The sequence below is a fragment of the Nostoc sp. NMS2 genome, from assembly GCF_017115105.1.
Taxonomy (GTDB): Bacteria; Cyanobacteriota; Cyanobacteriia; order Cyanobacteriales; family Nostocaceae; genus Nostoc.
In genome coordinates this window covers 1-11553 of record NZ_JABXKH010000077.1, presented here as the reverse complement: position 1 = coordinate 11553, position 11553 = coordinate 1, and the positions used below count along the sequence as shown (strand labels likewise).

Annotated in this window: 11 protein-coding genes; 5 read left to right on the top strand and 6 right to left on the bottom strand. The window is 41.5% G+C overall.

The window, feature by feature from the left end; all coding sequences use genetic code 11:
• The first annotated feature begins 759 nt into the window (after window positions 1–759).
• Entirely contained in the window at window positions 760–924 is a 165-nt protein-coding gene (locus tag HWQ36_RS15220) for a CopG family transcriptional regulator (RefSeq protein ID WP_292704189.1), read from the top strand.
• Window positions 925–1775: 851 nt separating this feature from the next.
• On the opposite strand, the gene rpsU is transcribed toward HWQ36_RS15220, so the two are convergent.
• Window positions 1776–1967: a 30S ribosomal protein S21 gene (gene rpsU, locus HWQ36_RS15215; protein ID WP_069073774.1), complete on the bottom strand. Its 192-nt coding sequence runs from the start codon at window positions 1965–1967 to the stop codon at window positions 1776–1778.
• 120 nt (window positions 1968–2087) lie between these two features.
• Entirely contained in the window at window positions 2088–2411 is a 324-nt protein-coding gene (locus HWQ36_RS15210; protein ID WP_114085123.1) for an RNA-binding protein, read from the bottom strand.
• 310 nt (window positions 2412–2721) lie between these two features.
• Here HWQ36_RS15210 and HWQ36_RS15205 point away from each other — a divergent pair, with 310 nt between their 5' ends.
• On the top strand, window positions 2722–4116 hold the full coding sequence (locus tag HWQ36_RS15205; RefSeq protein WP_292704182.1) for a TldD/PmbA family protein: 1395 nt from the start codon (window positions 2722–2724) through the stop codon (window positions 4114–4116).
• 290 nt (window positions 4117–4406) lie between these two features.
• On the opposite strand, the gene HWQ36_RS15200 is transcribed toward HWQ36_RS15205, so the two are convergent.
• Window positions 4407–5297, bottom strand: a complete 891-nt coding sequence (locus HWQ36_RS15200; protein ID WP_292704180.1) for a hypothetical protein — start codon at window positions 5295–5297, stop codon at window positions 4407–4409.
• Between the two features lie 279 nt (window positions 5298–5576).
• Here HWQ36_RS15200 and HWQ36_RS15195 point away from each other — a divergent pair, with 279 nt between their 5' ends.
• Window positions 5577–6107 (top strand): pentapeptide repeat-containing protein, encoded by a 531-nt coding sequence (locus tag HWQ36_RS15195; RefSeq protein WP_292704178.1) that lies wholly within the window; start codon window positions 5577–5579, stop codon window positions 6105–6107.
• Window positions 6108–6509: 402 nt separating this feature from the next.
• Here HWQ36_RS15195 and HWQ36_RS15190 read toward each other — a convergent pair whose 3' ends face one another.
• Entirely contained in the window at window positions 6510–6719 is a 210-nt protein-coding gene (locus tag HWQ36_RS15190; RefSeq protein ID WP_041565457.1) for a hypothetical protein, read from the bottom strand.
• A gap of 498 nt (window positions 6720–7217) precedes the next feature.
• On the opposite strand from HWQ36_RS15190, the gene HWQ36_RS15185 reads away from it, so the two are divergent.
• Entirely contained in the window at window positions 7218–8267 is a 1050-nt protein-coding gene (locus HWQ36_RS15185; RefSeq protein ID WP_292704175.1) for an adenosine deaminase, read from the top strand.
• A gap of 282 nt (window positions 8268–8549) precedes the next feature.
• On the opposite strand, the gene HWQ36_RS15180 is transcribed toward HWQ36_RS15185, so the two are convergent.
• Window positions 8550–8885: a rhodanese-like domain-containing protein gene (locus tag HWQ36_RS15180; protein ID WP_292704172.1), complete on the bottom strand. Its 336-nt coding sequence runs from the start codon at window positions 8883–8885 to the stop codon at window positions 8550–8552.
• A gap of 192 nt (window positions 8886–9077) precedes the next feature.
• Between HWQ36_RS15180 and mutL the strand changes: the two genes are divergently transcribed.
• Entirely contained in the window at window positions 9078–10811 is a 1734-nt protein-coding gene (mutL, locus tag HWQ36_RS15175) for a DNA mismatch repair endonuclease MutL (protein WP_292704169.1), read from the top strand.
• A gap of 38 nt (window positions 10812–10849) precedes the next feature.
• Here the strand turns inward: mutL and HWQ36_RS15170 are convergent, their stop codons facing one another.
• Window positions 10850–11401: a Uma2 family endonuclease gene (locus HWQ36_RS15170; protein ID WP_292704166.1), complete on the bottom strand. Its 552-nt coding sequence runs from the start codon at window positions 11399–11401 to the stop codon at window positions 10850–10852.
• Between the last annotated feature and the right edge of the window lie 152 nt (window positions 11402–11553).

Genomic DNA, 11553 nt, shown 5'->3' with positions numbered 1-11553 from the left:
GGGAGCATCCACTTTTGGCGGATTGCCCTCAGACTAGAAGTCTGGGGCTATACAAACCAAACCCGCCTTCGCGGGTTTCAGAGAGTCCGCGAAGGCGGACTTCGTTTGTGTAGCCGCGATTTCCAATCGCCCGGTGTTTCTTCCAAAAGTGGATGCTCCCAATGACTAAACATGACTTTTATAGGTCTATATGGTTCAGTTATTGCCAAAAACCTTAAACTGCGTAGGTTAGGTTGGGGAACGAAACCCAATATTTTCGCTGGTTTGTTGGGTTGAACAAAGTGAAACCCAACCTACGATTATCCTTAACCCAAGCGTATTGTTTTATAGGTTACAGCCTAGTTATTAGTTAACGAACTGTCACACTCATCGAAGTTATACCAGTCTGATTTTTGACTAGCACTACTTTAAACTAAAGCACAGCACAGTATTTTTCAATGAAGCCATAGGTTAGACTTGATTACTTGCCTCAGCAAATTATTTTAATTTTTTAAAATCCGATAACAGTTAGTGAAAATACTTATTTTATGTTTACTTAATTGAATATCACTTTTACATTCTGCTTATAATTAAAGCTCTAAAAGCAACTAAACTTCATACTTGAGCATACACCATACGTCTTCACTATTGCTTAGAAAAATATACTATCCTGCTTCACGATCACTTGAATTAAATGTCATTACTTATACCATTGTAGTAGCATCTTAAATGATTGATATTAGAGAAGTAGTTTAAAAACATAGCTTGTCTGTCAACTATATGAATAAAAAATGGGCTGCTAAACGACTTACAATCAATCTCACATCAAGCGAGGCACAAAAGCTTGAACAATACTGTTCAATGACCGGGAGACCAGCAACTGATGTGATTCGGGAGTTAATTCGCTCTCTTTCTACTCAGGAGGAAAAAGGCTTCCAAACTTAGTAAGTCACACCGAACAAAAAACAAAATTGTGATAAGCACATCTAATTTGGGAGTGAAATATGGTGTTTCAAGGTTATCAGTTATTTTTCTGAAAACATCCACTATAGGTAACAACTGAACACTTAGCCATGCCCAGTATGGATGGTTTTGAGGTAATAGTTTACCGATCACTGAATCCACAAACCCGTTTTGTTATCATCATCTGTGCTAGTGTTTTCTAGGAAAATCACCAGGGGAGTTTAGAGGCAGGGGCAACAGTATTCCTGCCCAAACTTCTCCAGAGCTACAAACTACTCAATAGGCTACTATGGGCGTTAGGATGCCCAATCATTAACAATTTTAGATTTTAGATGGCTCCCATACCTGCCCCTTGAGCATTCCCGCTCTTTATGCAGTTGCTTTGAATAAAATTGTTCTCGCGTTTAAATTCGCTTCTTATCAGACCTTTTTAAATTTTGAATTTTGAAGCTTTCAATTTTAAAATCGTTTGACTGAGACGTTCAGCGAGGGCTTAGTGTAGCATTCCGCAGGAAAGTCCAAAATCTAAAATTCCGCTTTTGAAGACAGACACTTCAAAAGCATTGTTGACTATTGAGGGAATCTCAAAAATAATTCTTCAGCTAGATATAGTAAGGTTAGCATAGCGATCGCTAGCCCGGAAGTAACGATAACAAATTTTTGTCAATTGGGGGACACATCTTTATTTACATTGCCCATCCCATAATCAGTAATGGCTTTACCAAAACTTACTCTTTCGATTCACATCCAGGAGTACAGCGATCGCCCCTTCAACAGCTAAAAATTTTATCAGAGAGTGCGTTATTATAGCTTATCGTAGGTATCGCTTGTTTTCAATTGCGACGAAAATTTCTCTTCCGTTGTTTATGTCTTGCAACTTCTTTGCGCTTGTGTTTTTCCAAAGGCGTTTCAAAATGACGATTCTTTCTCATGTCTGGAAAAATACCTGCTTTGGAAACTTCTCTCTTAAATCGACGTAAGGCCGACTCAATTCCTTCATTTTCGCCCACAAATACTTGGGTCATTTTCATCTCCTACTTAATTGGTACTGGGCAATTTCAAGGCATCCAGTAGATCGGAGCGCAAAAAGGGCAGATAATGATTCTGCCCTTAAGACGTTAAAACTTAATTTTTGATTTTAAAGCTTAGTATCGTCCCCGGTTGTATCCACCACCGCCGCCGCCGCGACGATCGCCACCGCCACCACCAAAGGAACCACTTCTGTCTTCCTTGGGTTTAGCCTTGTTGACTTTAAGGTCGCGTCCCATCCACTCAGCACCATCAAGAGCTTCAATGGCAGCTGTTTCTTCAGCTTCTGTACCCATCTCTACGAAAGCAAAGCCACGTGGACGGCCTGTTTCACGGTCAGTAGGCAACTGAACGCGTTTTACAGAACCATGTTCAGCAAATACAGATGTAAGGTCTTCTTGTGTGACCTCGTAGGATAGATTACCTACATAAATTGACATGCGTTATCTCCAAAATCATAGGTGTGTAGAGATTTAGATTTCGGAGACAAGCTTGTTAAGACCAAAAGGGAAAAGCCTGTCAATACTAAAAACAAACGCTGTAACCGAATTTTATTCTCACCTAACTACCTTAGCACATCCTTGAGTTCTTACCCATCCTAAAAAAGGAAGTACTAAGAGTCAGCGATCGCTGTTCACCCTCTGAAACATCCTCTAGGTAATGAATTTATAGGCAACTTTAACATTGAGTAGCAAAAATTGCCCAAAAAATTGCAAAATAAATGCAGTTCGTCATTGTAACTACCCAAAAATGCCGACTACACTTGCTGAAGCACAAAATTTACTTTCTGACTTGATCGCCCGCTACTGTGAGCGTGTAGATTATCTGATGATTCGCCTTGAAGAAGCAGAAGGGACTGATATCTTGTTGCGTGGCGACAAGGTAGAAACTCTCAGTGAAGGCATCTCCATTGGTGGACATATTCGCGCTTGTTATAAAGGTGGGTGGGGGTTAAGCTGCTTTAACCAACTGGGGACAATTCAGGATCGGATAGAAGAAGCGATCGCTGCGGCGCGAATGGTTGGTGATGAAGAAACTTTACTTGCACCCATTGACCCGGTGCAAGCAGTATGTATTCTCCCTCTCAAAGGTACTGATCCCCGAAAAATTCCCCTCTCGAAGAAAAAACAATTGTGCGATCGCTATACCGAATTGCTCAAAAGTATTGATGACCGGATTACCACTACCTCGGTGCGTTATGGTGACAGCGCTCAAAGAGCGATCATTGCTACCTCAGAGGGCACTTTGATCGATCAATCTTGGGTGGATATGGAAATGCGCTTTGCCGCCACTGCCAGAAATGGCGAAACTGTACAAACTGGAAGGGAAACTACTGGTTCTCGCAAAGCTTACGAAGATTTAACTGATTTGGATGAACAGGTAAAAGGTGCGGCTCAAAGAGCGATCGCAGCTTTATCTTTGCCACCTGTCAAAGGCAATACTTATAGCGTAGTCATTGACCCAATTCTCACGGGTTTGTTTGTCCACGAAGCTTTTGGACATCTTTCTGAGGCTGATATGGCTTACGAAAATCCTGATTTATTAGAAGTCATGACCATTGGACGGCGGTTTGGCCCAGAAGAACTGCAAATTTTTGATGGTGCTGCCCCACAGGGACATCGCGGTAGCTATTTTTACGACGATGAAGGTACGCCCGCTACCACTACTCAACTAATTAAAGATGGAGTTTTAGTTGGACGTTTACATTCTCGTGAAACTGCTGGCAAATTGGAGGAAACACCTACTGGGAACGCCAGATGTCTTAATTATCACTTCACTCCCATTGTGCGGATGACAAATACCTGGATTGAACGGGGTAAAACACCAGTTGAAGACTTATTCACCGATATCAAAGAAGGAGTTTATGCCCGTAATTGGTTGGGTGGAATGACGAATGGTGAGATGTTTACCTTTAGTGCTGGGGAAGCTTGGATGATTAGGAACGGCAAAATTGCTGAACCTGTGCGGGATGTAACGCTTTCGGGAAATGTATTCCAAACTTTAGCGGATATTGAGGCCATTGGTGATGATTTTTACTGGGATGAATCCGGCGGTTGTGGCAAGGGAGGACAAAACGGGTTATCAGTAGGTTGTGGCGGCCCTAGTCTCCGAATTCAAGATGTAGTGGTTGGTGGAGAAACGTAAACTATCCACCGCGATCCCGAAAATATTGGGTATCGCGGTGGAATTACGGCAATTAGTAAAAAATCAAACTGACCAATGACTAATGACCAATAACTACTTAACGCTCTTTTATGACTCTCGTGGGATAAAAATCATCCACCCTTATTTTTAAGGACTTTGATGAACTTAGGCGTAGGTTGGGTTGAGGAACGAAACCCAACACCAACAATCTCTGATTTTGTTGGGGTTTCACTAAAGTTCAACCCAACCTACGAATATTTTATTTTTTCGGAGTAATAAAAGAGCGTTAATCAACTTGCTAGCCAGAAAGCGACGTTACGCACATAGGTTTTGATATCTTCTAAAGCGCGTGGCTGTTTTTTCATGCCATCTCCCGGTGATTCAGCTACAAAGGTGGGACAGCCTTTTTCAATATCCCAGTTGTAATCTACTAAATGATGGAAGCTAGAGTTGGCTACTGCTCGTCCTACTATATTCCCCTGTTTATCTTGATGATGCTCGATCGCTACAACCAAATTGAAGTTGCGACCTGTAACTAAACTTTTACCCAAAGCAATTACCCGCGCGTTTGCATTGCCCAAAGGCACGCCAATTCCGCCTTCGTGGGGATGTGTTGGAAAAAATTCAATGCTTCCCGAATTGGAATTGGGATTTTTTAAAAGTTCGTGAATGGGTTCAATAATGCTAATTTTTTGGTAATCACCATTAGCTCCAGAATGATAATTTGGCCAGGAGATATTAGTTGTGTATGAGTCATCTCGACTCCAGCGAGATTTATCGGGGTCGGGATTTTTTGTGTTGAAATAGTGGACATCACCGATGTCAATTAAACCACACATGGAACAACCCATATCTTGATGATCGCGTGTTGTCAAAATACCGCCGCCACGTTGCCGAAAAGCATTAATTCCGGCAATATCTTTTTCGGTTAAACCGTTATCCACTTCTAAACCAAATAGCCAAAGTTCATCAAAATCTGATTTGTCGAGACTACTTAGAACTGCATCGCCACCTACTCCATCTGATTCGTAATCGCGTCCCGTAACTTCAAATAAGGAGTTTCCTGCTTCGTCTTTAATCGATGCTAAGTAATCTTGTAATATCGAGAAACGAAAAATGCTCCAGTCATCTTCAGTTGTAGGAATTGTAGTCTGCAAAAGAATACGAATTGGTTTTGCCATAACCTATGCCAGACGAACACCACAATTGAGTATAGCGATCGCTTTGCACTAATGCTTAAAATTTTTTCATCTCTCAACATCCCTCCCAAGTATGAAAATAACTCACAACTCTAGGTAGTAGCGCCAGTCATTGAGGATGACTAATGTAAATAAAGGTGATTCCATATTCACTCCGGTTTTATTTACCACACCCATTCTCCGTTGCGCGTACTGGGGATCTACCGCCTATCTTAGTAATTTTTATAGCCTCAATTAGCGTTCCTTAGCACAGCGACAGATATGAAAGCAGATCAACTCCTGAAAAACTATGCCGCAGGTGTCAGAGACTTTACTGGTGTCAACTTAAGCGAGGCAAACTTAAGGGAAGCCAATCTCAGTAACGTAATTTTAGATAGAGCTATTTTAGATGGAGCTAATCTGAGTCATGCTAATTTAGCCCACGCCAGTTTGATTGAAGCAGACTTAAATGGAGCCGATTTGAGTAATGCTAACCTCAGTGGTAGCAACTTAAGCGGAGCTATTTTGGATGGAGCTATCCTGGATGGAGCAGCAATGGAAGGAGCTAATTTGAGTCAAGCTGATTTGACGGTTGCTAAGTTGATTGAAACTAATTTGAGTGAGGCGGATTTGCAGGAAGCAAGCTTGATAGCGGCGAATCTAGATGGAGCCGATTTGAGTGGTGCAGACTTAACTGTAGCTGACTTATCCCAAGCAAATCTTACCCAAGCAGATTTGAACCAGACAAATTTGAGCGGAGCAAATTTGTCTGGAGCCAATATAGAAGGAACCATCCTAGATGAGAATGCTTAAATCTAATTTCGTTAACATAGATCGTGATTTTAGGACTTATGCAAAAAGACAGTGAAAGCCTTAATTTTCCATAGATGGAATTCATGAATTGCCCCTACATTTCGTACTTGATGCGTAAGTTCTAAAATGTGAAAAATAACTAACAAAGTAGACAATGGGCTTAGGCCCATTGTCTAAAGGCGATCAAATTTCCGCTACAGTGTACTAATTAGTTTATTGCTATTGTCTTGACTCGTGTACCGTCACGACTCTTTTCTGGAAAATTATCCAGCCATAATTAAACAGATTTGTGTGTGCGTAGGCGTAGCCCAACCCAGGCATTGGACTTTTAATAAAAATCAAATCCATCTTGAGGCTGGACAATTGCTACAGACATTTTGAGATTGAATGTTTCCTTGATTTTTAACTTACCAAATCAACCAAGGCGTTCGACTGGAAGCGGACTATAGATGAAACTGAGCAACCGCGATAATTCTCAGAGGTGAATACTGATAGTGTGATATTAGCTTGACCGGGATCTAATATGCGTTTTACCTTGCAGGTTTGCATTTTATTGTTGCAGTAAGCAATAATGCGATCGCCAGCCTTGACATCCAACGCTTGAATTTTCAATTAATATCAACCTCGCCCAAGATTTTGTTTAGCTAAAGAAAAATATATTGCTATATTTCACTTGCTCAACAATTTAAATATTTATTTCAGTATAACACAAAAACTAAGGGTTTTAAATGCTATCAATTTAATCTTGATAATGTCAAGTTTATTTATCCTCAAAACTCTATTAAATGCTGGATTTTCAGAAAATAAGGATAAATACCGACCTTCTCGCATCATCTGGTACAGCACGGCATAAACAGGACTTACGCATTGAAAACCTGAAACCTTGTTCGCGTGGTGTGCGCTTTGCGCCTTGCCCTAAAAAAGCTCGATTTTCTATTATCTCTTTGCTCATACAGAATATGGGAACGAGCAAAAGCTCAATTAATAAGACTTGGGTTGAAAATTCAGATGGTGGTAAACCTCCGCTTTGCTCTCAATTTTTGCGAGTATAGGTTTTTTATTTCTATGTTTTTGTTACAATTATTGAAATTTTTATCTAAAAATACCACTATGGCTTTATATGCTGAATTACATAGACATCTGGGCGGTTCCGTCGTACCGCGAGTTCTATGGCGATATTTCGAGCGACATTCTTCGGAGTTGATTTCCCGTTTTGCTGACTATTCAGAATTTGAAGATTTTTACACTCGCCCACGCAACAGCTTAGATGAGTATCTAGAATTACACACCCTGGTAGAAAGTGTGCAAACTGTGGAGACTTTGCCTTACTTTATCTATCGCTTAGTGCGGGGTGCTTACATTTTTGAAAATTTGGCTTATCTAGAACTGCGTTACACTCCCTATTTGCGAACACCTGAACATCTGAATCAATCACAGAGAATTGACAAGATGGCAGAAATTGTGAAAGTAGTAGGACTTGCTAGCCACCAGCCAGAACATCCAATTGTTACTAGCCAAATTCTCTGTATGCACACGCGCCTACCATATCAGGTGAACAAGGCAATTGTTGATTTGGCAGCGCAAAATAAGCAGTATGTCTGTGCAGTCGATGTCGCAGGGGGTGATAGCTATTATGCCGATCGTTTAGAAGAATGGATTAGCTTATATGATTATGCGCGATCGCTAGGCGTTAAAACCACGGGACATCTATATGAAACCACCGCCGGTTGTTACCCCGAACTGTTACCTTATCTCATGCGAATCGGTCACGGTATCCAAATCCCCCTACTGTATCCAGAGTTACTTAATGATGTAGCTAGACGCGGACAATGTTTAGAGGTTTGCCCCACAACTTACCTAAAAACTGGTACTTTGCAGGATATCCGTCAACTCAAATTAGTTTTTGACCGTTGTTTTGATGCTGGGGTAGATATTGCTATCTGTACTGATAATGCTGGGTTGCACAATGTACGTCTACCGTTTGAGTATGAAAATCTCTTGACTTACGACATCATTAGTTTTGAACAACTACAAGCTTGTCAGGATGCTGCTTTTCGTCATGCTTTCGCTTGGCCTTACAGTGAACGTCCTGCATCCTTGTTGAACGGTTTGCTCAAACCTGAACCATCTAAAGTTTTGGCAATAAGAGATAGTAATTAACGACCACCTAAAGATAAGCAAAAAGCAAGGTGATTTAATGTTAATTAATATTGCAATTACTGATTTTTATATGATGGTGTAAAGAAAGCTGTAATGCACAATAGATATCTTGCAAAAATAATGTTTTACAAATTAAACCACAGATGTTCACAGATAATTCATCGGTGTTGATTTGTGGTTAATTTTTCGCTAATTCTGATTTTTGCTAGAAGTCTAATGTGCAGTACAAAAAACCAGCAATGATGAGATAAATAGACTTAGATTAGTATGCCTGGGTTAAGTTTAAGCGCCAAGACCTTCTGTAGCACCACCGGCGGAAATCCAAGCTGCAAGGCCACCTTTGATTTCCGCTACTTCAACAAACCCTGCCCCTCTGAGAATTTGTGCAGCCTGGGTTGTATGCTCATCAGTGTCACCATAAATATAGATATGGCGTTCTTTATGTATGGCAGATTTGGCTTTAGATTCCAAATCGTCTAATGGAATGGGTATTGCTCCACTGATCCGACCGTGATTGTAGATGTGGCGATCGCGCACATCAACAATTGTAAAACCTGGTTGACCCCATTGCAAACGGGTCTTTAAATCATGGACATCAGCAACTAAATTATTACTCATAAGCTTTTCCTGCTTATAACCTCACAAGCAATTTATCAAAAATCGCCTTTTAATTGAGTTTTCAGTGTAATAAGTTAATAATTTGCAACTAGCTAGTACCGCAAGGTTTATTTACGCCGTGCTGTACTAGTTGCAAATTATCCCCCATCTCCCCCTACTTCCCTTACCCCCAGAAGCTATAAACTATAATTTATGGCATCTACTATTCAAGCTCTACCAACAGAAGTCGTATATCTTATCACAGCTGGTGAGGTAATCGACTCTTTAGCTTCTGTGGTGCGGGAATTGGTAGAAAATTCCCTAGACGCAGGTGCAACGCGAATTGTGGTTTCTCTATGGCCGCAGCAATGGCGAATTCGTGTGGCAGATAATGGCTGTGGAATGAACCTAGATGACTTGCAACAAGCAGCTACAGCCCACAGCACCAGTAAAATTCGCTTTAGTGCCGATTTATGGAAAATTAACAGTTTGGGGTTTCGTGGTGAGGCGTTACACAGTTTAACAACTCTGGCAGATTTGGAAATTTTGAGTCGTCCTGTGGGTGGAAAATTAGGATGGCGGATTAGCTATGGCGATGGTGGGGAAGTTGTGCAAGTTGAAGTAACTGCGATCGCACCTGGTACAGTGGTGACAGTTTCTAATCTTTTCGGTAATTGCTCATCACGTCGTCAGGGATTGCCCACAGCCGCACAGCAAATAAAAGCCGTGCAAGCCACAATTCACCAAATCGCCTTATGTCATCCCCACGTCACCTGGCAGATTTGGCAAAATGATCGTCAATGGTTCACCATCTCTCCGGCTGCAACAACTGGGCAACTGCTACCGCAGATTTTACCCCAAGTGCGACAAGGTGATTTGCAAGAACTGAAACTCGAAATACCCAACCCTCCTAACTCTCCAGTACAGACACGATTAATCGCGTCTCTTTCCACTTCCCACTCAGCACTCACTTTAGTGGTAGGATTACCTGATCGCTGTCATCGTCATCGTCCAGATTGGGTACGTGTAGCCATTAACGGCCGGATGGTTAAGACACCGGAACTAGAGCAAACGATATTATCAGCATTTTACAGAACCTTACCACGCGATCGCTATCCAATTTGTTTCTTACATCTTGCCATCTCACCCGATCAAATTAACTGGAATCGCAATCCAGCAAAAACAGAAATTTACCTCAACGAAATCATTTATTGGCAAGAGCAAATTACCCAAGCAATTAACCAAGCACTCAGCATTTCTTCTAGCAATCTCAAAGAAGCTGTCCACACAACACGAGTTAGCAAATTACTCAAAACCGCAGAAGCAAAAGGCGGCTACAATTTCCATCCTCAAAATCCCAACGAAGATCACAACTCTTGTACAGACGCGATTAATCGCGTCTCTCCTAACTTTTTAAAAGCTGTAGCTCAAGTTAGCAACACTTATATTGTGGCTGAACATCCAGGTGGTATGTGGTTAGTAGAACAGCACATTGCCCATGAGCGAGTCTTGTATGAGCAATTATGCGATGATTGGCAACTTATCCCCGTGGAACCGCCAATCATTCTTTATCAATTGTCGCCAGCGCAAGTATCGCAACTACAACGCATCGGTTTAGACATAGAACCCTTTGGCGAGCAACTTTGGGCTGTCCGAAACATCCCCGCACCTTTGCAACCGCGAGACGACTGTGCAGAAGCAATTTTAGAGCTTAGTTGGGGAGGCGACTTACAAACCGCCCAAGTAGCTGTCGCTTGTCGCAGTGCCATTCGTAATGGTACACCCATGAACCAACAAGAAATGCAGACACTTTTAGATAATTGGCAACGCACTCGCAACCCTCGCACCTGTCCCCACGGACGGCCAATTTATTTATCTTTAGAAGAATCAGCTTTAGCCCGGTTTTTCCGGCGTAATTGGGTAATTGGTAAAAGTCATGGAATTTAATTTTAAATTTAACGCAAGCGCATAGAATTTTAATTAAGTTAACTATTAATAATTTGTTCCACAGCAACAGAAATATCTGGAAATGCTAGCGGTTGAATTGTTCCCGTAGTCAATGTTATTTTTGTCGCATACTCTCCGTCTAAGATTTCTCGAAACACCACTAAGTGTAGCTTTTTAAGATTTACAACCCAATATTCTAAAATACCTGCTTCTGCGTAGATTTTGCTTTTTCTCTCTAAATCTTTTTCTAAACTGGAGTTAGCATACTCAATCAACCAAAAAATATTTTCTGGATAAGGATGATGCTCTCGATACTCGCGTCCTAAACGTTGGACAATGGCAATATCTGGTTCTGGTTCCGAGTCATTGGGTAAGGTGATAGGCTTGGCTTCACGAATTTTGGCGCGTTCAGCCAATAACTTTGCTAGATACTCACCAGCTTCATCACTACAATAAGCATGGGGTTCTCCTTCCGGCGACATTTCGACAATTTCTCCCTTAAGTAGTTCAACTTTGCGATCGCTCAAAATGCCAGCATCAATCATGCGGTGATACTCGTCAATCGTCCATTTAGCAACAATAAAAGTCATGACGATTGATTCCTCCCAATAATTCTTGATATTTTACCATCTTAAACGAACTTCAAGGGAATCCACTCAGGGTTAGCGCGTCTCAAACCCTATTGACAGAGGGATTATGGCAGAGGGTCTGAGTTTGGGAGAGCCGCAGCCAAAACAGAAAC

Excerpts from the sequence above, each read along its gene's own strand:
- HWQ36_RS15220 (WP_292704189.1), top strand. The coding sequence starts at position 760 with ATGAATAAAAAATGGGCTGCTAAACGACTTACAATCAATCTCACATCA.
- rpsU (WP_069073774.1), bottom strand. The coding sequence starts at position 1,967 with ATGACCCAAGTATTTGTGGGCGAAAATGAAGGAATTGAGTCGGCCTTA.
- HWQ36_RS15210 (WP_114085123.1), bottom strand. The coding sequence starts at position 2,411 with ATGTCAATTTATGTAGGTAATCTATCCTACGAGGTCACACAAGAAGAC.
- HWQ36_RS15205 (WP_292704182.1), top strand. The coding sequence starts at position 2,722 with ATGCCGACTACACTTGCTGAAGCACAAAATTTACTTTCTGACTTGATC.
- HWQ36_RS15200 (WP_292704180.1), bottom strand. The coding sequence starts at position 5,297 with ATGGCAAAACCAATTCGTATTCTTTTGCAGACTACAATTCCTACAACT.
- HWQ36_RS15195 (WP_292704178.1), top strand. The coding sequence starts at position 5,577 with ATGAAAGCAGATCAACTCCTGAAAAACTATGCCGCAGGTGTCAGAGAC.
- HWQ36_RS15185 (WP_292704175.1), top strand. The coding sequence starts at position 7,218 with ATGGCTTTATATGCTGAATTACATAGACATCTGGGCGGTTCCGTCGTA.
- HWQ36_RS15180 (WP_292704172.1), bottom strand. The coding sequence starts at position 8,885 with ATGAGTAATAATTTAGTTGCTGATGTCCATGATTTAAAGACCCGTTTG.
- mutL (WP_292704169.1), top strand. The coding sequence starts at position 9,078 with ATGGCATCTACTATTCAAGCTCTACCAACAGAAGTCGTATATCTTATC.
- HWQ36_RS15170 (WP_292704166.1), bottom strand. The coding sequence starts at position 11,401 with ATGACTTTTATTGTTGCTAAATGGACGATTGACGAGTATCACCGCATG.